Source organism: Delftia sp. GW456-R20 (assembly GCF_001622915.1).
In the GTDB taxonomy this organism is placed as follows: Bacteria; Pseudomonadota; Gammaproteobacteria; order Burkholderiales; family Burkholderiaceae_C; genus Comamonas; species Comamonas acidovorans.
Genome location: NZ_LWCN01000005.1, coordinates 616170 through 637189 on the forward strand (window position 1 = coordinate 616170; position 21020 = coordinate 637189).

Consider the following 21020-nt stretch of genomic DNA (forward strand, 5'->3'; position numbering starts at 1 on the left):
GCTCAGCACTCCTGCCGGCCCGTGCGGGCAACGATGGCCATGAAAAAGGGAATGCCCACCAGCGAGGTCACGATGCCCACGGGCACCAGCACGCCCTCGATCAGCGTCTTGCTGGCCACCGAGGCCATGGACAGGATCAGTGCCCCCGCCAGCGCCGAGGCCGGCAGCAGCACGCGGTGGTCGTCGCCCACCAGCATGCGCGCGATGTGCGGTGCGATCAGCCCCACGAATCCTATGGTGCCCACGAAGGAGACGGCCACGCCCGACAGCAGGCTGATGCGCAGCAGCGCCCAGCCTCTCAGCGCAGTGACCGGCACGCCCAGGCTGCGCGCGCGGTCCTCGCCCAGCGTGAGCGCGGTCAGCGACCAGCTCTGGCTCCAGGACCAGGGCAGGCACAGCGCCAACACGGCGGCCATGACGGCAATCCGGTCCCAGGAGGCGCGTGCCAGGCTGCCCAGGGTCCAGAAGACCAGCTGCTGCAAGGTGTTCTGGTCGGCCACGAACTGCAGCAGTGCCACCAGGGCGTTGAAGCTGAACACCAGGGCGATGCCGAACAGCACCAGGCTTTGCACGCCAAATCCGCGCCACATGGCCAGCCCGTACAGCAGGCCCACCGACAGCAGCGCGAAGAGGAAGGCGTTGAGAGACACCACGTACTGCGCCGGCACGCCCGGCACGCCCAGTTCCAGCACGATGGCCAGGGCCGCGCCAAAGGCGGCGGCCGCCGACACGCCCAGCGTGAACGGGCTGGCCAGCGCATTGGCCAGCACGGTCTGCATCTCCGCGCCAGCCAGCGCCAGCGCCGCACCCACCAGCACGGCCATCAACGCATAGGGCAGGCGCACGTTCCAGACGATGACGGCCTCCACGCGCGACACGCTGCCCGGATCGCCGAGCACCTGCCACAGCCGTGCCAGCCCCATGCCCGACGGGCCGGTGGCCACGTCCAGTGCCAGGCTGGCCAGCAGCGCCAGGGCCAGCAGCGCCAGCACCAGCCCGTGGCGGGCATGGCGGCGGCGGTAGCGCTGCGCGGCACCGGCCGCCGCAGCGCCCGTCTCTGCCGCCACGGCACTGGCCTCCATGGCCGCGCTCATCGGCCGGCCCCGGAAGGCAGGTCGGTCAGCAGCACGCCGGTCATCGGAATCGGCATGAAGCGCTCGTACAGCTCACGCCGCGTGCGCAGCGGGTCGATGTCGGAAAACAGTTCGGGATGCAGCCACTTGGCCAGCGCCTCGACGGCAATCACATGCTCGGGCGAGTCGTAGAAGATGTGCCACAGGCCGTGCACGCGCCCCTTTCGGACGGCGGACAGCTCGCGCGTTTGGGCACGCTGCGCCACCGTCGCCAGGCTGGCCTGCGCCTGGGCAGGCGTGGCCTGGTAGCCCAGCGTCACGCCGCCCTGGCCACTGGCGAAGACGCCCGTGGCCACATAGACGGCAGGATCGCGCGACAGCACATATTCGAGGTTCAGCGTACCGATGGGACCGGGAATGCGGCCGGCGCCGATGTTGTCGCCACCGGCCAGCTCCACCATTTCCCCGAAATTGCCCTTGCCCGGCGAGCCGCAGCAGTCGCGCAGACCGGCCAGCATGTCGATGAAGATGGCGGGCCGCTGGAATCCGTCCTTCTGGCGCGCCGCCGCGACACGCTGGCGCACGCGCTCGATGCGCTGCTCGTAGAAGGCGATGAAGTCCTCGGCGCGCTGCTGGCGGCCCAGCACCTGGCCCATCAGGCGCAGGCTGGGCACGGTATGGGTCAGCGGATGCTGGCTGAAATCCACAAAGACCACAGGCACGCCCGCCGCCTGCAGCTGGCGCACGGCCTCGCTGTCGGGCGCGGGCCCGTGACCGCCCGAGACGGCCATGAAGGCCACGTCGGGACGCACGGCCAGGGCCTGTTCCACGTTGAAACTTTCGGGCGTGGCGCCGCCTACCAGCGGCAGTTTCTCCATGGCAGGAAAGGCCTTGGAGAAAGCCGCATAGCCCTGGGTATCGAGCAGGCGGAAATCCCCCTGCCAACCCGCCACGCGCTCCACCGCCTGCCGGCCTTCCAGCAGGGCCATGGTGTAGACCATGCGCCCCTCGCCCAACAGCACGCGCTGCACGCGGTCCGGCACCTGCACGCTGCGCCCCGCCATGTCCGTCACGGTCAAGGCCTGGGCCAGCCCACTCCAAAGCGCCAGCGCCGCCACCGCAGCGCGCAACCCGCGCCGCATTCCTGTCTGTATTTGCATCTGTTTTCTTCTCTCAGTCGTTGCCGGCATACCCAATGCAACCGGCGCGCCCCAAAGCCTGGGACAGCAAGCAAGGCCCTGAGTCGGCCGCAACGCCCCGCAGCGGGGCTGCCGCCCCCTCAGGGAGACGCCGCAAAGCGGCTCAGGGGGTCAAAACCGGCCGCGCAAGCTCACCTGCACATTGCGCGGCTCGCCATAGACATTGCCGAAGTTGGCCGGCCCGAATCCGCCGCTGCCCAGGCGCGTGTAGTAGCTGCGGTCGAACAGATTGCTGACGTTCAGCGCCGCACTCCACTGCGGGCTGATGCGGTAGCCCACGCGCAGGCTGGCCGTGGCGTAGCCGCCCTGGGTGGCTCGAACAAGGGGCTTGCCGCCCTCGCTGTAGGTGCCGCTTTGGACGTTGATGCCGCCGCCCACATCCCAGGCGTTGAGCGCGCCCGGCAGCCGGTATGTGGTCCACAGCCGCAGCAGATGCCGGGGGCTGAAGGTCCTGAAGGACTGGCCCTGATAGCTGGGATCGCGCTTGTATTCGCTGGTGTTGTAGGTGTAGCCGGCCATGGCCTGCCAGCCCGGGGCGATCTGTCCCGCCAGCTCGGCGTCGAAGCCCTGGCTCTGCACCTTGCCCTGCGCGGCGTAGCAGCAGCTGTCCACGATGACGGGCGACACGGCCACGGCGCGGTTGCTCTCCACGATGCGGAAGGCCGCCAGCGCCACCTGCAGCCGGCCATCGTTGAGCGAGCCCTTGATGCCGGCCTCGTAGTTGGCGCCGACCACGGGCGGCAGTCCGCCGCCATCCTCGCCCCGGTAGTTGCTCTGCACGCGGAAGATGTCGGCATAGCTGGTGTAGAGCGACCAGCGGGAGTCCAGATCGAAGACCAGGCCCGCGTAGGGTGTGAAGCGGCCGTCCTGCCGGTAGTCCGCCGTCTGCGCGCCCGTGCGCTGGTTGACGGAGTCGGTGCGCCACCAGCTCCAGCGACCGCCCAGCAGCAGGGTCAGCGGATCGGCCAGCTTCAGCCGCGCGGCGCCATAGATGCCGTACTGGCGCGTGCGCGATCGCGAGTCCGATGTCCACTGCACGGCGCCCGGATCGGCGTAGGCGGCCGGGTCGAAGTCGAACACATTGACGGGAATGCCGCCAAAGCCCGGGAGGCTGCCGCCTTGCGAGCGCGCGTCGCGGTCGTACCAGTTGGCGCCCAGCACCACCTCGTGGCGCCGGCCCCAGGCCTGCCAGGCCCCGCTGAGCATGGCGTCCAGCGACAGTTGTTCGTTGTCATAGTCATTGGCGCCGCCCATCAGGCGGGGACCCAGGCCCGTGGCGCGGTCCACCGCGCCCGAGACATAGGCGTACTTGAGCGCGCTGGACTCGCGGTCGGAGACCGCCGCCAGCTTGAACTGCCAGTCTGCATTGATGGAATGGCTGAGGTCGGCGAAGACCTGGGTGGTCTCGAAGTCCCAGTGCGTCCAGGGCGTGCTCAGGAAAGTGCTGCGTGCCAGCCCCAGGTCGCCGCCGTCGGCGTAGCGCGGCACACCCATCATGGGCGGCACCCAGTCGCGCGTCTGGTGGCCGGCGCCCAAGGAGACGGTGGTGGCCGATCCCAGGTCGGCCTCGACGATGCCGTACAGCGAATCGCGCCGGCTGCTGGCATAGCGCACATGGGAGTCGCGCTGGTCGTGCGCGGCCGCCAGGCGGGCACGCACCGACCCATCGGCGTTCAGCGGGGTGCTGTAGTCGATCTCGGCACGGGCCGCATTCCAGGAGCCCAGGCCCAGCGAGCCCGTGAAGCGCCGGTCGCCCGTGGGGCGCTTGCGCACCAGATTGACCACGCCGCCGGGCTGGCCCGCGCCATTGAACAGGCCCGCGGCGCCGCGCAGCGTCTCCACATGGTCGAACATCACCATGTCAGGCTGGCTCCAGGAAGCGCCGCCTGTCTGCACGGGAAGGCCGTCGTACTGGAAGTACTCGATGGGATAGCCGCGCGCATAGAAGGCCGGAATGACGCCCGTGCCCGACAGGTCCACAGTCACGCCGGGGGTCTGCGCCATGATCTCGTCCAGCGTGTGCAGGTTCTGGTCCTCGATCTGCTGGCGCGTGATGACGGAGACCGAATGCGGCGTCTCCCTGAGCGTGGCAGGCAGCTTGGTTCCCACCGAAACGCCCGGGGCCGCGTAGCCACCCGTCAGCTCGGTGGGCCGGTCCTTGACCGCCTGGCCCGTGACCTGCACCTCGGGCAGCCTTTCCTCGGCCGCCCGGGCCAGGGCGCACTGGCCCAGGACGCAGACGGCCAGCGCGATCGATGTGATGGAAAAACGGGGCGGGCCGGCATCCCGGTCCGCAGAATCTGGCAGCGACATTCAACCCTCTCGAAGCAAATGAAAATCAATTGCATTCGACTGTAGGCAAGAGGAAGGCTCGCCGCTTTCGCTGGCCGGAGTTTGGCTTTCGCCCGCCGGAGACGGCTCAGCGCAGCAACTCGCTGGGCGCGATGCCGAAGCGCTTGCGAAAGGCCGTCGAGAAATGCGCAATGCTGTAGCCCACCTCCAGCGCCACCTGCGTGACCGAGCAGCCGCCCGAAGTCAGCAGGCCGTAGGCCTGCTCCAGCCTGTGCTGCTGCAGGTGCTCGAACACGCTCATGCCGAACAGCTGGCGAAAGCCGGCCGTGAGCTTGCGCTCGTTGATGCCGGCCTCGCGCGCCAGCTCGGCCAGCGACAGGGGACTGCGAGCGTGCGCCGTGGCCACCTCGCGCGCATGCCAAAGCCGCTCCACATCGGCGTGTGACAGCTCGGCGCCAGCCCCCTGCGCGCCCGCCGCCGGCAAGCACTGCTGGAGCACGGCAGCCGACAGTTCCAGGCTCTTGGCATTGAGGAACAGATCACGCATGGGCCCCTGATAGGGGCAGACCAGAATCTGTGTGGCCAGCGCACGCGCCGTGGCCGACAGCCCCTGGCGCAATACCAGCAGATCGTTGTCGTTGAAGCAGTGGTGGCCGCTGCGCGCGATGAGATCGAGCCCGAAGCCCTGGCGCTCCGCCGCCTCGGCGTCAAAGCCTATGCGCACATAGCGCTGAAGGCTGTGGGATTCATAGCGGTCCAGTCCCTCATGCAGGCCCGTGGCCAGCACCAGGTAGACCCCGGCATCGGACACCTCCATCAGACGGCCGTTGACCCCGGCCTGCACCTTGCTGTTGAGGGCCACGATGATCTGCAGGCCCTGGAACACCGGCGCGCGGACCTCCACAGGCTCCTGCGTCATGCGGCAGCCGGCCGCCAGGCACAGCTGGTTGTCGAATCTGGAATTCCACTGGAACACGTTGCGAATCTATGAATGAGAATTATTCTCAAATCATACGTTCAACAGCCAAGACCTTGCACCGCCTCGTCAATCCTCCAACGGCGGCCACTGGCGCGCGGTGTGCACCAGGGCCAGCACCCAGACCGTCGTGCCATCGATCTCATAGACAAGGCGATAGCTTTCATGAGGGATCAGCTCGCGCGTGCCGGCAATCCTGCCCGCTTTGCCCATCTTGGGATACGCGGCCAACCGGGCGGCTGCGTCGCTGAAAAGCAGGTCCATGCGCAAGGCTGCGCGAGGATTGTCAGCTGCGATGTAGTCCCATATATCGGCGCGATCCTGCTGCGCCTGCGGCGTCCAGATGACTTTCACGCACGGTCTGCCGCAACCTGACGGCGCCGGGCAGCGAACTCGGCCTCGACTTCCTCATTCGAGCGGCCAAGTCCAGCGCGCATGGAGGCACGTCCCTCCTCGACCTTGCGCTGCAGATAGCCGTCATATTCACGGGCCTTGCGGCGCTGCTCAATGTAGTCGCGCATCAACTCCCGCATGACCTGGGATGCGGGCCGGTCCTCGCCTGCGGCTTCGGCCATGAAGTCTTCGCGCAGCTCGGCTTCCAGTTTCATGGTGAAAACGGCTTCCTTGGGCATGATTGACTCCTGTGAAGATACCAACAAAGTATATACATCGTCAGTACCAAACACTCCAGAGACTCAACCGCTCCGCCCCATTCGCAACTTGCACTTGCCAATGCATCAATCAAATCAGGACTAGTGGCAAGCAAGGCCTCTTTCTATATTCGCGCCTCGACGGCGCCCGGCTTCCATGGGCCGCCGCTGCGCACGACACTACTGCGGGGACCCCACCCCTGCCTGACTGACCCACAACAAGGAGAGACTGCGATGACCGATCTCACCATCAACGGCAAGACCGTTTCCATGGACCTGGACCCCGAGACGCCCATTCTGTGGGCCCTGCGCGACACGCTGGAGATGACCGGCACCAAGTTCGGCTGCGGCGCGGCGCTGTGCGGCGCCTGCACGGTGCACATGAATGGCCAGGCCATACGTTCCTGCGTGACGCCGATCTCGGCGGCCGCGGGACAGAAGATCACCACCATCGAGGCCATGACCTCGGGCTCCGACCGCGTGGGCACCGCCGTGCGCGATGCCTGGGTGCGCCACGACGTGGCCCAGTGCGGCTACTGCCAGAGCGGGCAGATCATGAGCGCCACGGCCTTCCTCAAGTCGCTGCCCAAGGGCAAGAAGCCCAGCGGCGAGGAGATAGACGCGGCCATGGCCGGCAACATCTGCCGCTGTGGAACCTATGCACGCATCCGCACGGCCGTGGCCGATGCCGCGCGCACCCTGGGCTGAACGGAGAACGCCGCATGCTGACCACCTTCAACCCCGCCGAACTGCCGCGCGCCCTGCAGCACATCCTGGACCGTGACGAGGCCGCTGCCGCCATCGCCGACGCGCCCACCCTTGCACAGATCCCCCGCCGCAGCTTCCTCAAGATCGCCGGTGCCGGTTCGCTGGCCCTGGGCGTGTTTCCCGCCATGGCGCAGGCGCCGGGCAAGGGCGAGGCCGCCGGCCTCAAGCCCACCGAGCAGCCCGCCTCCTTCGTGGAGATCTCGCCCAGCGGCGAAGTCACCGTGGCCATCAACCGACTGGAATTCGGCCAGGGCGTGCACACCGCCCTGCCCCTGGTGCTGGCCGAGGAGCTGGACGCCGACTGGAGCAAGGTCCGCGCCCGCCTGGGCGGCAACGATGCGGCCTATGCCGATCCGCGCTACGGCATCCAGATGACGGGCGGCTCCACCGCCCTCAAGCACAGCTACACCCAGTACCGCGAGCTGGGCGCCCGTGCGCGCGCCATGCTGGTGGCCGCCGCCGCCGCGCAGTGGAAGGTGGACGCCGCCACGCTGCGCACGCGCGAGGGCTTCGTGCTCGGCCCCAACGGCAAGAAGCTGTCGTATGGCGAGCTGGCCCAGGCCGCCATGGCCCAGCCCGTGCCGGCCACCGTCGTGCTGAAGAATCCCAAGGACTTCCGGCTGATCGGCAAGCCCACGGGCCGCATCGACGCCCGGGCCAAGAGCAGCGGCCAGCAAAGCTTCGGCATCGACATGCACCTGCCGGGCCAGCTGACGGCGGTGATTGCACACCCGCCCGTGTTCAAGGCGCAGTTGGCCTCGCTGGACGACGCTGCGGCGCGTGCCGTGCCCGGCGTCAAGGCCGTGCTGCGCGTGCCCGTGGACGGTGGCGGCGAAGGCGTGGCCGTGATCGCCACCGGCTACTGGCCAGCGCGCAAGGGCCGCGAAGCGCTGAAGGCGCAATGGAACACCGACGCCGTGGAGAAGGTGGACAGCGAACGCCAGCTGGCCCAGTACCGCGAGCTGGCCGCGCAGCCCGGCGCGCGCCACTTCGACGCCGATATCTCGGCGCTGGACAAGGCGCCGCACCATATCGAGGCCGAGTTCAGCTTCCCCTACCTGGCCCATGCGCCCATGGAGCCGCTCAACTGCACGGTGCAGATGGGCGAGACCGGCGAGGCGGGTGCCGACCTCTACCTGGGCACGCAGTTCGCGGGCGTGGACGGCATGGCCGCCGCGCGTGTGCTGGGCCTCAAGCCCGAGCAGGTGCGCGTGCACGTGCAGATGGCCGGCGGCGGCTTTGGCCGCCGGGGCGTGGGCACCAGCGACTATGTGGTCGAGGCCTGCCAGGTGGCGCTGGCCGCGCGCCGCGCCGGCCTGAGCGCCCCCGTGCGCATGGTCTGGAGCCGCGAGGACGACATCAAGGGCGGCTACTACCGCCCCATGCACCTGCACCGCGCGAAGATCGGCTTCGACGAACGCGGCAAGGTGCTGGCCTGGGACCACGCCATCGTGGGCCAGTCCATCACGGCGGGCACCATGTTCGAGGGCGGCATGATCAAGAACGGCATCGACGCCACGGCCGTGGAGGGCATGCGCGAGCCCTATCCGCTGCCCATGCGCCTGACCGTGCACCACCCCAAGGTCAACGTGCCCGTGCTGTGGTGGCGCAGCGTGGGATCGACCCACACGGCCTTCGTCATGGAAACGCTGATCGACGAGATCGCGCGCAGCAGCCGCCAGGACCCCGTGACCTACCGCATGCAGATGTTCGGCGACAAGCACCCGCGCCATCGCCTGGCCCTGCAGCTGGCCGTGGACAAGAGCGGCTACGGCAAGCGCCAGCTGCGCGCGGGCCGTGCCTGGGGCGTGGCCGTGCACGAGTCCTTCGACACGGTGGTGGCCTATGTGGTGGAGGCCTCGGTCAAGGACGGCCGCCCGGTGCTGCACAAGGCCACGGCCGGCGTGCACTGCAACCTGGCCGTGAACCCGCGCACCATCGAGGCGCAGGTGCAGGGCGCGGCGCTGATGGGCCTGTCCATGTGCCTGCCCGGCGCGGCGATCACGCTCAAGGACGGTGTGGTGGAGCAGAGCAACTTCGGCGACTTCGCCGTGCCGCGCATCACCGACATGCCCGAGATCGCCGTCCACGTCGTGCCCAGCGCCGAGCCGCCGACGGGCATGGGCGAGCCCGGCCTGCCGCCGCTGGCCCCGGCCTTCGCCAACGCCGTGGCGCAGCTCACGGGCAAGCCCGTGCGCAAGCTGCCGTTCGATCTGGCGTGATCGAGCTGGCCTGAACGACCGGACCTGATCCCGGTCAGCCCCCGGAAAGGGCGGCGGCACCTGCGGCCGCCGCCCTTTCCAGTTCTTCCATGGACAGCAGATAGTCCGGGCAGTCCTGCAGCCGCTGCACGGCCAGGTCGATGAAGGCACGCACGCGCCGGGGCAGCGCGTCGCGGCTGCCGTAGTAGACATGCAGGCCGATGTGCTCGCTGACATGCGCCAGCAGCACGGGCACCAGGCGCCCCGCGCGGATGTGCGCGGCCGCGCAGATGTTGGACAGCTGGCCCAGCACCTGGCCGGCCAGCACGGCATGCAGCTCCAGCTCGGCATCGTTGGTGGACAGGGCCGGCTGCAGGTAGCGGTGCGTGAGCTCGCCATCGACCGGCAGGTACCAGGGCATCACCGTGTCCGTGGCCGCATGGCGGAACATGCTGCAGCGGTGCGCGGCCAGCTCGTCCAGCGACCGGGGCACGCCATGGCGCTGCAGGTACTGCGGCGCCGCGCAGACGATGAGCTGCACGGGAAACAGCCGCCGCCCGATCACGCTTTCATCGGGCGAGGCGCCGATGCGAAACCCCGCATCGACCCGGTCCAGCACCCAGTTGCCTATGCCGTCGTCCAGCCGCACATCGGGGACGATGCCCGGGTGCAGGCGGCAGAACTCATCGAGCAGCGGCATCAGCACGGGCGCAAAGCAGGACTTGGGGCCCACGATGCGCAACGGCCCCGCAATGCCCTCGCGGCTGTCGCGTGCCAGGTTCAGTGCGCGGTCCAGCGCGGCCAGCGCCGGCTGGGTGTCCTGCAGGAAACGCTGGCCCTCCTCGGTCAGCGCCAGGCTGCGCGTGGTCCGGTGCAGCAGGCGCACGCCCAGGTGCTGCTCCAGATGGGCCACCGCCTGGCTGGCGGCCTGGGGGCTCACGCCCTGGGACAGCGCCGCCTGGCGCAGGCTGCCCAGCTCGACCGCCTTGGCAAAGGTGGCGATGGCGCGCAGTTCATTGATGGGCATGGTGCGGAAATCCGGTATTCGTGGGCTGACAGTGCCGCAGTATCCCGCCTTTGCGCATGCCCTGCCCGCGGCTTGCGGGGCAAGCTAGCGCCCCTGGCGCGCCAGCCACACGCCGGCTGCCGTCAAGGCCATGCCCGCCAGCGCCAGGCCGCCCAGCGTCTCGCCGAACATGGCCCAGGCGATCAGGGCCGTGGCCGGTGGCGTCAGGTAGAACAGGCTGGCCACGTGCACGGCGCCGCCGCGGCGTATCAGCAAGTTGAGCAGGCTGACCGCGCCCACGGACAGCACCAGCACCAGCCAGCCCAGCGCGAACAGGAACTCGCCGCTCCAGCGCACCTGCATGGTTTCCGTGGCCAGGGCCAGCGCCCCCGTCGCCACCAGGCAGGGCAGGTACTGGATGACCGAGCCCGTGCGCAGATCAAACGAGGGGCAGAACCGCTTCTGGTATAGCGTGCCGGCCGTGATGCCGGCCAGCGCCACCACGGCCGGCACCAGCATGGCCAGCAGGGCATGGACCGGCACCGAGGCGATCTTGCCCGCCACCACCAGGGCCACGCCCGTGAAGCCCAGCGCCAGCCCGGCCCACTGCCGGGGCCGCACGGACTCGCCCAGCAAGGTGCCGGCCACCAGGGCCGTGATCAGCGGCTGCAACCCCACCACCAGGGCCGTCACGCCCGAAGGCAGGCCGTGGGCGATGGCCGTGAACACGCCGGCCAGGTACACGCCATGCACGAACAGCCCTGACACGCCAATGTGCAGCCACTGGCGTGCCGACCGTGGCCAGGGCGCGCGCAGCACCAGGGCCACCGCCGCCATCAGCACCAGGACGATGGCATAGCGCAGCGTCAGAAAGGTCAGCGGCTCCACATAGGGCAGGCCGAACTTGGCGCCGATGAAGCCCGTGCTCCACAGCAGCACGAACAGCCAGGGAAGCAAGGCGGGCGGCGAGGGTTTTTGGGTCATGGAGCGGAAGCGGAAAAGGGCGGGGGCACGGGTGGGGGCGGCGCCAGTGTGTCATGCCCCGTGCGCCAGGGGCTGCGCGTGGCAAACCACCGCACCAGGCAGTCGCGCAGCGCCGTCATGGCCGCGCTGCTGAACGCCGCCGAGGGCCGCACGAAGTAGATGCCCGAGGCGCCATCCAGGCGCCATTGCGGCAGCACCCGAACCAGCCGGCCTGCGGCCATGTGCTCGCTCATCAGCCAGTCGCCACCGGCCAGAATGCCCACCCCCATGACGGCGGCCGTGAGCAGGGCCTCGCTGTCATTGCTGACCATGGGGCCGCGCACCAGCACGGTGTGCCGGGCCTGGCCCTGAGGCACATCGCCCGATGCGCCACCGTGCACCAGCTCCCATTGCGGAAACGACTGCAGCCCCGTGAAGCCCAGGCAGCGGTGCGCCGCCAGGTCCTCGGGGTGCGCCGGCGTGCCGTGGGCCTGCAGGTAGGCGGGCGCGGCGCCCAGGATGCGCTGGTGCCCGCCCAGCCGCAGCGCCACGAGACGGCTGTCCGCCAGCCGGCCTATGCGCACTGCCGCGTCGAAGCGCTCGCCCACGATGTCCACGAAGCGGTCCGCATACTCCACCTCCAGCACGATCTGCGGATGGGCCAGCGCAAACTCGGCCAGCAGCGGGCTGAGCCAGCGCCGCCCCATCGCTGCCGGCAGCGACAGCCGCAGCCGGCCCCGGGCCTGCGAGGCGCCCTGGGCGGCCTCCTTCTGGGCATCGGCAATCAGGCCGGCCGCCTGGCGCACCTTGTCCACCAGGCGCAGGCCCTCGTCGGTCAGGTGCAGATGGCGTGTGCTGCGCTCCACCAGCCGCACGCCCAGCCGGGTCTCCAGCGCGTTCAGGCGTTTGGACAGCACGGACGGATGGCGCAGCAAGGCCCGCCCCGCCGCAGCGAAGGAGCCTTGTTCATGCAGCGCCACCAGGGCCGCCAGTTCATCGGCGTGCTGGCTGTCCAGAAGGTTCATGGGGTCAGGATGATCGCACCTTGGGAGCGTCCCTGCTCCAGATCGCCATGCGCCTGCGCCACCTCCGCCAGCGCATACCGGCGCCAGACGCTAGGCACGATGATGCCGGCCGCCACGGCGGCCAGCACGTCCCGCGCGCGCTCCTGGTACTCGGCCGCCGTGGCCGTGTGCGCGGCCAGCGAGGGGCGCGTGAGGAACAGCGAGCCCTTGGCATTGAGCGTGGCCACCGAGATGGGATCGGGCAGGCCGGAGGTCGCGCCGAAGGACACCAGCAGGCCGCGCGGGCGCAGGCAGTCCAGCGAGGCGCCCAGCGTCGTGCGGCCGATGGGGTCGTAGACCACATCGGCCTTCAGGCCCCCGGTGGCCTGCAGCACCTGGCCCGGCAGCGTGGCCGCATCGAACACGAAGACCTCGTCGCAGCCGGCCGCCCGCGCGCGCTCCACGCTGGCCGCCTTGGACACCACGCCGATCACCAGAGCGCCCAGGTGCCTGGCCCAGGCGCACATCAACTGGCCCAGCGCACCGGCGGCGCCATAGATCACGATGCGGCTGCCGGGGCCCACGGCATGGGTGGTCTTGAGCAGGTACTGCGCCGTGATGCCCTTGAACAGCACGGCCGCCGCCGCGTCGTCAGGCAGCGCATCGGGCAGCTTCACCAGGCGCTCGGCCGGATACAGGCGGGCGCTGGCATAGGCGCCCAGCGGCCCCGTGGCGTAGCCCACGCGCTCGCCCACGGCCACATTCGTCACGCCCTCGCCCACGGCGGCCACCCGCCCCGCGCCCTCCAGCCCCAGGCCCGAGGGAAAGGCGATGGCGACCGCGCCCTTGCGCTGGCTCACGTCCAGCGGGTTCACGCCGATGGCCGTCTGCTCCAGCCAGACCTGGCCGGGGCCGGGCGCCTGCACCTCGACCGGCTCCAGGCGCATGGCGTCGGGGGTGCCTGCGGCGTCCATGCGGACCTTGATCAATGGATTCATCTCGCTGCTCCGTGAAATGAGTGCAGCGTAGAAGAAGCGATTGACGGCAGCAATAGGCCGGCGTGCAGTTCACTGCTGCATGGGGTGCAGCAATGACCACGAACCAGCGCGCAGGCAGCCCACGCTGCCCGTCAGAAGTCGTGCCGGAGGCCCAGCTCGAAGGCCGTGGAGGCGCGCCCGCCAAAGTAATTGGCCGCGGCCGGATTGCCGCTGACTGCCGCACCCCCGGCTATGGCGAAGGCCGCCCCATTGCGGTTGGACATGCGGGCCGCATGCGCGTACAGCGCCGTGCGCCGCGACAGTGAGTGCACATAGCCCAGCGCCCACAGGTCGGCATCGCTGGCGCTTTGCGCCGCCGTTGCGCCCGTCTGGTCGGCCTTGACATAGCTGAGCTTGACCACGCCGCTGCCCACGGGAACACTCATGCCCACCAGGGTGTTGACCGTGCGGTCCACGCCATGGACCCAGCGGCGCTGGGCCAGGCTGGCCTTGAGCCAGCCGAAGTCGTAGGAGACACCGTAGCTCTGGTCCTTGAAATGGATGCCGCTCAGGGTGTTGCGCGTGGTGAACTGCGCGCCCGCCACGTTCCAGCCCGCGCCCGCCCAGCCCAACCGAAAGCCGTTGCCGCGCGTCTGGCCTGCCGCCGTGGCGCCCTTCTCGCCCAAGGTGGCGATCAGGCTGCCGGACACGCCCTGCAGCCCGCCCAGGCCGGCCGGCAGGAAATACTCCACCGCATTGCTCACGCGCAGCGTGGGATTGGCAGCCTGCGACTCCGGCGCCGTGCCGAAGGCCTGGCCCAGCGCGCGGGAAGCCGTGAACGAGCGAAAGCCATTGGCGCTGCCGATGCCCAGCGTGGCAAACGGATCGAAGCCGCTCCACACCAGGTGCGTGGGCACCCAGTCACGCCCCAGCCGCAGCTCGCCCCATTGCCGCGAGGCCAGGCTGACCGTGGAGCGCCGGTCCCAGAACGGGCCGCTGGCGCCCATGGCGCCGGTGTCGGCCAGCAGGCTGCCGTCCAGGTAGAAGCCCGCGCTCAGGCCGTCGCCCAGGTCCTCCTGCCCCCGCAATACCAGCTTGCTGGTGGAGTTGGCGCCGCTGGCCTGCGAGGTGACCGTTCCCAGGCCCTGGTTGCGCACCTGCCTGACGCTCACATCGACGGTGCCCGAGATCGATACCGAGGACTGCGCGCCCGCATGCGCGGCGGCCAGCCCCAGCGAGGCGGCCAGGGCATGGCGTATGAATACCTGCATGTTGTCTCCTTGTGGTTTTTTGCTTTGCTTTGCTCTTTGCTCTTTGTTTTTCTCGGGCGTGTGCCGGGGTCTGCCCCGCTACTCGGGCTTGAAGCCCGCGCCCTTGAGCAGCGCGGCGCTCTGCGCCACATCGGCGGCGATGAAGCGCTTGAACTGCTCGGTGCTCTCCGAAACCGTGTCGATGCCCAGGCTCGCGAAGGCGCCGGACCTGGCCAGCTCGGCCACCGCCGCGTTGGAGGCCTGGTTCAGCCGCTGCACCCGGTCGGCAGGCGTGTCCTTGGGCGCCCACAGTCCGTACCAGGACGTGTAGGCAAAGCGCGGCAAGCCGCTTTCCTGCATGGTGGGCACCTCGGGCGCCAGCGGACTGCGCTTGCCGGAGGTGATGGCAATCGGCCGCACCTTGCCGGCCTTGGCCAGCGGCAGCACGGAAACCATGGAGTCGAGCAGCAAGTCCACATGGCCGCCGCCCACATCCACCAGCGCGGGCTGCGTGCCCTTGTAGGGCACGTACTCGAGGCGCATGCGGCCCTGCTGGGCCAGCAGCAGCGTGGCCAGGTGGCTGGGTGCACCCACGGCGGGAATGGCCGCCGTCCACGTGCTCTTGGCGCCTGCGGCCAGCACCTCGCCCAGCTTGCTGTGGGGCAGCTGCGGCGAGATCACCAGCATCAGCGGCGCCTCGCCCACACGCGCCACGGGGACAAAGTCTGTCTGCGGGTCATAGGGCGGATGGGCCAGCACCTGCTTGGCCAGCACATGCGTGGCGGCCGAGAACAGCAGGGTGTAGCCATCGGGGGCAGCCGCCAGCACCGCGCGGCCGCCCACCACACCGCTGCCGCCCACGCGGTTCTCGACGATGACCGTCGTGCCCAGCTGCTTGCGCAACTGCTCGGCGAACAGGCGCGCGGCGCTGTCCACGCCGCCGCCCGCCACGAAGGGGACGATGACCTTGACCATCTTTCCCGGCTCGGGAAAGGCGGCGGACGCACTGGACGAGGCCATGCTGGCGATGGGCAAGGCAGCCAGCGCACCCAGTAAGGCGCCCAGCACCGGCCCCTTCAGCCGTGTCAGAGTTTTCATGCTTTGTCTCCTGTTTCTTTTGAAAATGGGCCGGCCGTTGCGTGGCTCAGCCCGGGTCCTGATTCGGCGCGCGCCGCCTGTGCCTGCGCACCAGCACGCTCAGCGTGTCGTCCAGGGCCTGGGCATCCAGCCCCCGCGTGATGAAGACGATGCGCGTGCGCCGGTCGGCACCCGGCCAGCGGGGCAGCGTCTGCGGCGGGGCGAACAGGTGCTGCACGCCATGGATGACCAGGGGCTGGTCCGGGTGCTCCTGCAGGTGCACGATGCCTTTGACGCGCAGCAGGTCATCGCCGCGCATGGCCGTGACCCAGTCCATCCATTCTCCGAACGCCTGCGCGGGCAGGGGCTCGTCGCGCTGCAGCACAAAGGACGAGATGCCGTCGCGGTGCGCGCCTGCCGGCGCTGTCACCGGAGCTGTCACCGGAGCCATGGCCCGGTAGCCGGGCGCCTGGAGCATGCCCGCAGCGGCGTCCTGCTGCCCCGTCGCGCCTTCCGACATCAGCCGCTGCAGCAGCGCCACATGGTGGCCGGGGTCCATGCCTTGCGGCGCCTCGCCGTTGATGGCCTGAACCTGGGCCAGCAGTTGCGCAGCGGGCTGTGCGCCGCCCAGCAAGTCTGTCTTGGTCAGCAGCAACAGGTCGGCCACAGCCAGTTGCCGCACGGCTTCGGGATAGCCTGCCAGCGTGGCGCTGCCCAGCACGGCATCGACCGTGCAGGCCACGCCGGCCAGCGCATAGCGCGCCCGCACGGCGGGCTCGCCCAGGAAGGAGCGCAGTATCGGCCCCGGATCCGCCAGGCCGCTGGTTTCGATCAGCACGCGGCGCGGCGCGCCCTGTTCGCGCAGGGCCAGGCGCTCCAGCGCCTCCACCAGATCGCCGCGCACGCTGCAGCACAGGCAGCCATTGGCCAGCAGCACCGTGTCCTCGCAGGCCAGGCTGGTCAGGTCCTGGTCGATGCCGACCGCACCGAACTCGTTGACGATGACGGCCGTCCCGTGCAGGTCCGGCAGCGCCAGCAGCCGGTTGAGCAGCGTGGTCTTGCCGCTGCCCAGAAATCCCGTGAGCACGGTGACCGGAATGCGCTGGCCCGCCGCTTCGGGCAGGGCCAGCAGGCTGGAGAAATGCCCGCTCATGACGCCACCCCGCCCTGTACCCCGCCCTGTGCCCCACCATGCACCTCGGCGAACGAGCGCAGCGTGCGCTCCAGCCGCGCCAGCGCCCACTGCGCCACGGCCTGCGGCACCTCGTCCGAGCCCAGCGCATCGAGCAGGCCGCGCAGCGGCTGCGCGCCCTGCCCGGCTGCGGGCCGGGCACGGAACCAGGCCGCCACCTCGGGCTGCTCGCAGCGCTCGCCCCCGTCCTGCAGGTAGTCCACGATGTCCAGCTCGAAGTCCTCCAGCCGCAGGCTGATGCCGCCCGCCCCGCAGGCGCAGGCACCGCCCAGGGCGACATGGCGCAGCGCCAGGGCGCACCACAGGTCCCAGAGCCGGCCGGCCTGCAGGGCGTGGTCGGACGCCATGGCCGTGCTCACTGCCCGTCCCAGGCCACGGCGGCAGCCGCTGCACCGGATGCACCGGGCACTCTGGGCGCACTGCGCAGCGCCTGCGTGCCCTCGTGGTCCACCTGTCCCTGGCCATCCAGCGCCACGCGGTAGACCTCGCGGGCCACCTGGGCGCTCACATAGCCTTCGCGCACGTCCTCGGCCACCTTGTCCAGTTCGCGCGCCAGCGGGTCGCCAAAGCCCCCGCCGCCGCCCGACAGCATGCGGTAGGCATCGCCGCGTTCCAGGCGCACGTTGAAGATCTTGGCGTTGGCGTGGTCGGTCTTCCACTCGCCCTTGTGGCGCACGGCCAGGCCGTTGCCCATGGCATCGCCGCCGCCCTCCAGGCCCCAGGGCTTGCAGTGCACGCGGTCGATGCGCGTGGTGACGGTGAAGGGCGACAGCGCCTGCACCACCATCTCCGCGCCCAGGCCGCCCCGGTACTGGCCCGCGCCGGCCGAGTCCTGTCGGATCTCGTACTTCTCCACCAGCACCGGGTACTTGGCCTCGAGCTGCTCGGTGGGGCTGTTGTGGGTGTCGCCGTCATTGATGCAGACGGTGACGGACACGCCGTCCTCACAGCTCTTGGCGCCCCAGCCGCCGCCCAGCGGGCCGATGCCGACGATGAACAACCGCCCGTCCTCGGGCGAGATGCCATGGATGTTGGGAAACACCAGGTCCGCATGGTGGCCCGCGATGGAGCGGTCGGGAATCGCCGGCGCCAGGGCCTTGAAGATGGTGTCGATCACCGTCATGGGGAAGGTCATCCACACGCGCATGGGATAGGGCCTCTCGGCGCTGATCACCGTGCCCATGGGCATGATCACCTTGAGCGGCCGGAAGCTCCCGTCGTTGACCGGGTAGTCGGTCGGCGTGGTGAGGCATTTGTAGGCCACCTGCGCGCAGGCGATGCCCGTGGTGAAGCCGGAGTTGTAGAAGCCGCGCACCTGCTTGGAGACATCCGACAGGTCCACCGTCATCTCATCGCCCTGCACCGTGACCTTGACGCGGATGGGAATGCGCTTGCCGATGTCCAGCCCGTCGTCGTCCATGAAGGACTCGGCCTCGTACACGCCATCGGGAATCGACAGCGTGTTCTTGCGCGCCACGGCCTCGCTGGAATCCATGATCTGCGCGATGGCGCCGTTGACCGCATCCACGCCATAGCGCTGCAGCAGTTCCACATAGCGGCGCTCGCCCGTGGTGATGGCCGTGATCTGCGCGCGCAGATCGCCCAGGGCCCGCTCGGCCAGGCGCACGTTCATCGCGATGATGTCGATCAGGTCCTGGTTGACCTCGCCCTGGCGCTGGTACTTCATGATGGGGATCTGTATCCCCTCGCTGAAGATGTCCGTGGTGACGTTGCCCAGCGTGCCGCCCACGTCCAGCCAGTGGGCCATGCAGCAGGTGAAGCCTTCGAGCCGGCCCTCATGGAACACCGGCATGGTGAACGTGAAGTGGTTCAGGTGGCTGCCGGTGGTGTAGGCATCGTTGGTGACCAGGATGTCGCCGGGCAGGATGTTCTCGTAGCCGAAGTGGCGGATCTTGGCCTTGACCGTCTCCGACATGCCGCGGATGAACATGGGCAGGCCCAGGCCGATGGACACCGTATCGCCCTCGCGCGTGAACAGGCCGACCGTGAAGTCCAGCGCCTCGTAGATGATGAGGTTGTAGGCCGTGCGCGTCAGGTTGGTCTTCATCTCCTCCGTGACGGCGTACAGGCCGTTGCGGATGATCTCGACGGTGACCGGATCGACGGGCCTGGAGTCAGTGGGGTGGTTCATGTGCGGTCGCTCCCGATGTCGATTTGCAGATTGCCCAGTTCGTCCACGCGCAGCCGGTCGCCGGGCTGCACGACGGTGGTGGATGCGTGTTCCTCGATCAGCGCGGGCCCCGCGATCTCGTTGCCCGCCAGCAGGCGTTCGCGCAGATGCACCGGCGTGTCCACCCAGCCGCTGGAGCGGAAATAGACGGGCTTGACCGTACGCACGGAGGCACGGCTGGGCTCGGCGCTGCCGCGCTCCACGCTGTGCCTGGGCGGTTTCTTCATCGTGCCCAGCACCGTGACGCGCAGGCTCACGAGGTCGGCCGGCTCCTGCGGGGCCGAGGTGCCGTAGCGCACCTTGTGCAACTCGTCGAACTGGCGCTTGATGGCCGAGCGGTCCCTGCCCTCGAAGAAGGCCATGGGCAGGTCCACGGTCACCGCATGCTCCTGGCCCACGTAGCGCATGTCGGCGGCGCGCTCGATCACGATGCCGTCCGGCGCGATGCCGGACTGCGCCAGCGCGGCGCGGCCCTCGTCCTCCATGCTCTGGTAGGCGGCCTCGATCTCCTCGAAGGAGACCTCGCCCAGCTTGCGGAACACCGAGCGCACGTAGTCGTAGCGCAGGTCGGAGAACAGCATTCCGTAGGCCGAGAAATAGCCGGGCGCATAGGGAATCAGCACCTTGCGGATGCCGATCTCGCGCGCAATGGCCGAGGCGTGCAGCGGCCCCGCGCCGCCGTAGACGACCATGGTGAAGCTGCCCGCATCCAGGCCGCGCTCGGTGGTCACGGCCTTGACGGCATGCGACATCTGCGTCACGGCGATGCGCAGGATGCCGTCGGCCGCCTCGGTGGGCTCCAGGCCCAGCGGGGTCGCCACGCGCTCGGCCATCTGGCGCTGGCAGGCATCCATGTCCAGCTGCAGCTCGCCGCCCAGGAAATGCTCCGCGTCCAGCCGGCCCAGCACCAGGTTGGCGTCGGTCACCGTGGGCTCCAGCCCGCCACGGCCATAGGCCACGGGGCCAGGGATGGAGCCAGCGCTCTGCGGGCCCACGCGCAGCGCGTTGCCCGTCTCCACGCGGGCGATGGAGCCGCCGCCCGTGCCCACTTCGTGGATGTCCATCATCGGGATCTGTATCGGCAGGGCCTGCTCGTAGCCGCCGATCAGCGCCGAGCCCGTGGTCAGCGGCCGGCCCTCGCTGATCACGCCGGCCTTGGCCGTGGTGCCGCCCATGTCGAAGGCGATGGCGTCGCCCATGCCCAGTTGCGCACAGATGGCCTGGGCGCCGATCACGCCGGCCGCCGGACCCGATTCGAGCATGCGCACGCAGCCCACCTTGGCATGCTCGACCGGGAACAATCCGCCCGTGGACTGCACGATGTAGAAGTCGCCCTCGAAGCCCTTGCCGCCCAGGTGGTTCTCCAGCTGGCCCAGGTACTGCGACACGCGCGGCCCCACATAGGCATTGGCCACGGCGGTGGACACGCGCTCGAACTCGCGGTACTCCTGCGACAGCTCGTGCGAGGCGCAGACAAAGGCGCCCGGCATCTCTTCCTGCAGGATCTGCTTGACGCGCTGCTCGTGCGCCGGGTTGCGGTAGGAATGCAGCAGCAGCACGGCCACGGCCTCCACGCCCTGCCCTGCCAGCTCGCGGGCCAGCTCGCGCACGGCCGCCTCGTCCAGCGGCTTGTGCAGGCTGCCGTCGGCGCGCAGGCGCTCGGACACCTCATGGCGCAGCGAGCGCCGCACCAGCGGCTGGTGCTTGTTGAAGAACAGGTTGTAGGCATCGGGCCGGTTCACGCGGCCGATCTCGTAGATGTCGCGAAAGCCCTCGGTGATCAGCAGCGCGGTGTGGGCGCCATTGCGCTCCAGCAGCGTGTTGATGGCAATGGTGGAGCCGTGCAGGAACAGATGGCCGTCGCGCCAGTCGATGCCCGCGCTGTCTATCGTGGCCTGGATGCCGTTGACCAGCTCGCCATGCGTGGACAGGGCCTTGCCGAACAGCAGCCGGCCGCTGGCCTCGTCGAACGCCGCCATGTCGGTGAAGGTGCCGCCGATATCGACGGCAATGCGCAGCCGGGGCCGCTGCGAAATCGCTTGTTGGTTATCCATGAAATTCTCCAGAGACAGTTATTCACAGCGCCATGCGCCGCCCACAGTCCTTGAAACCGGCGTGCCCCAAAGCGAGGGACACCGAGGAAGGGCCGCCCCGCACCGAGGGTGTCGTCCCCCTCCCGCGAAGCGAGAGAGGGGGAAGGC

General features: G+C 69.5%; 18 protein-coding genes. 2 read left to right on the plus strand and 16 right to left on the minus strand.

The window, feature by feature from the left end; genetic code table 11:
• Nucleotides 1-2: 2 nt before the first annotated feature.
• The 6 genes from A4F85_RS26700 to A4F85_RS26725 form a co-directional block, all read right to left on the minus strand.
• Nucleotides 3-1094, minus strand: a complete 1092-nt coding sequence (locus tag A4F85_RS26700; protein ID WP_063328309.1) for a FecCD family ABC transporter permease — start codon at nucleotides 1092-1094, stop codon at nucleotides 3-5.
• The gene (locus tag A4F85_RS26705; RefSeq protein ID WP_063328310.1) at nucleotides 1091-2233 is read right to left on the minus strand and encodes an ABC transporter substrate-binding protein; all 1143 of its coding nucleotides are present in this window, start codon (nucleotides 2231-2233) and stop codon (nucleotides 1091-1093) included. Before A4F85_RS26705 ends, A4F85_RS26700 begins: the two co-directional genes overlap by 4 nt.
• A 150-nt stretch (nucleotides 2234-2383) precedes the next feature.
• A complete protein-coding gene (locus A4F85_RS26710; protein WP_063328311.1) occupies nucleotides 2384-4585 on the minus strand; it encodes a TonB-dependent siderophore receptor in 2202 nt (733 codons plus the stop codon).
• A 106-nt stretch (nucleotides 4586-4691) separates the two neighbouring features.
• Complete coding sequence (locus A4F85_RS26715) at nucleotides 4692-5540, minus strand: helix-turn-helix transcriptional regulator (RefSeq protein WP_063328312.1); 849 nt, start codon at nucleotides 5538-5540, stop codon at nucleotides 4692-4694.
• Nucleotides 5541-5609: 69 nt separating this feature from the next.
• Entirely contained in the window at nucleotides 5610-5894 is a 285-nt protein-coding gene (locus A4F85_RS26720; RefSeq protein WP_043822145.1) for a type II toxin-antitoxin system RelE/ParE family toxin, read from the minus strand.
• Entirely contained in the window at nucleotides 5891-6172 is a 282-nt protein-coding gene (locus A4F85_RS26725; RefSeq protein ID WP_043822143.1) for a CopG family ribbon-helix-helix protein, read from the minus strand. The genes A4F85_RS26720 and A4F85_RS26725 overlap by 4 nt, the downstream gene beginning before the upstream one ends.
• Nucleotides 6173-6424: 252 nt before the next feature.
• Here A4F85_RS26725 and A4F85_RS26730 point away from each other — a divergent pair, with 252 nt between their 5' ends.
• Both A4F85_RS26730 and A4F85_RS26735 read left to right on the plus strand, forming a co-directional pair.
• Nucleotides 6425-6898: a (2Fe-2S)-binding protein gene (locus tag A4F85_RS26730; RefSeq protein WP_012207419.1), complete on the plus strand. Its 474-nt coding sequence runs from the start codon at nucleotides 6425-6427 to the stop codon at nucleotides 6896-6898.
• A 14-nt stretch (nucleotides 6899-6912) separates the two neighbouring features.
• Nucleotides 6913-9180, plus strand: a complete 2268-nt coding sequence (locus A4F85_RS26735) for a xanthine dehydrogenase family protein molybdopterin-binding subunit (protein ID WP_063328313.1) — start codon at nucleotides 6913-6915, stop codon at nucleotides 9178-9180.
• Between the two features lie 34 nt (nucleotides 9181-9214).
• On the opposite strand, the gene A4F85_RS26740 is transcribed toward A4F85_RS26735, so the two are convergent.
• From A4F85_RS26740 to A4F85_RS26785, 10 genes are all read right to left on the minus strand, one after another.
• The gene (locus A4F85_RS26740) at nucleotides 9215-10186 is read right to left on the minus strand and encodes a LysR family transcriptional regulator (protein WP_012207421.1); all 972 of its coding nucleotides are present in this window, start codon (nucleotides 10184-10186) and stop codon (nucleotides 9215-9217) included.
• An 84-nt stretch (nucleotides 10187-10270) separates the two neighbouring features.
• The gene (locus tag A4F85_RS26745; RefSeq protein WP_063328314.1) at nucleotides 10271-11149 is read right to left on the minus strand and encodes a DMT family transporter; all 879 of its coding nucleotides are present in this window, start codon (nucleotides 11147-11149) and stop codon (nucleotides 10271-10273) included.
• On the minus strand, nucleotides 11146-12153 hold the full coding sequence (locus tag A4F85_RS26750) for a LysR family transcriptional regulator (protein WP_063328315.1): 1008 nt from the start codon (nucleotides 12151-12153) through the stop codon (nucleotides 11146-11148). Before A4F85_RS26750 ends, A4F85_RS26745 begins: the two co-directional genes overlap by 4 nt.
• A complete protein-coding gene (locus tag A4F85_RS26755) occupies nucleotides 12150-13130 on the minus strand; it encodes a quinone oxidoreductase family protein (RefSeq protein WP_012207424.1) in 981 nt (326 codons plus the stop codon). Before A4F85_RS26755 ends, A4F85_RS26750 begins: the two co-directional genes overlap by 4 nt.
• Before the next feature lie 131 nt (nucleotides 13131-13261).
• Nucleotides 13262-14380 carry a porin gene (locus A4F85_RS26760; RefSeq protein ID WP_043822135.1) on the minus strand — a complete coding sequence of 373 codons (1119 nt, stop codon included), beginning with the start codon at nucleotides 14378-14380 and terminating at the stop codon, nucleotides 13262-13264.
• A 78-nt stretch (nucleotides 14381-14458) separates the two neighbouring features.
• Nucleotides 14459-15457, minus strand: a complete 999-nt coding sequence (locus tag A4F85_RS26765; RefSeq protein ID WP_063328316.1) for a tripartite tricarboxylate transporter substrate binding protein — start codon at nucleotides 15455-15457, stop codon at nucleotides 14459-14461.
• 46 nt (nucleotides 15458-15503) lie between these two features.
• On the minus strand, nucleotides 15504-16589 hold the full coding sequence (locus A4F85_RS26770) for a CobW family GTP-binding protein (protein WP_063328317.1): 1086 nt from the start codon (nucleotides 16587-16589) through the stop codon (nucleotides 15504-15506).
• Nucleotides 16586-16975 (minus strand): hypothetical protein, encoded by a 390-nt coding sequence (locus tag A4F85_RS26775; protein ID WP_063328609.1) that lies wholly within the window; start codon nucleotides 16973-16975, stop codon nucleotides 16586-16588. Before A4F85_RS26775 ends, A4F85_RS26770 begins: the two co-directional genes overlap by 4 nt.
• Nucleotides 16976-16983: 8 nt before the next feature.
• Nucleotides 16984-18780: a hydantoinase B/oxoprolinase family protein gene (locus tag A4F85_RS26780; protein WP_063328318.1), complete on the minus strand. Its 1797-nt coding sequence runs from the start codon at nucleotides 18778-18780 to the stop codon at nucleotides 16984-16986.
• Complete coding sequence (locus A4F85_RS26785) at nucleotides 18777-20873, minus strand: hydantoinase/oxoprolinase family protein (protein ID WP_016450909.1); 2097 nt, start codon at nucleotides 20871-20873, stop codon at nucleotides 18777-18779. The genes A4F85_RS26780 and A4F85_RS26785 overlap by 4 nt, the downstream gene beginning before the upstream one ends.
• Nucleotides 20874-21020 lie beyond the last annotated feature (147 nt).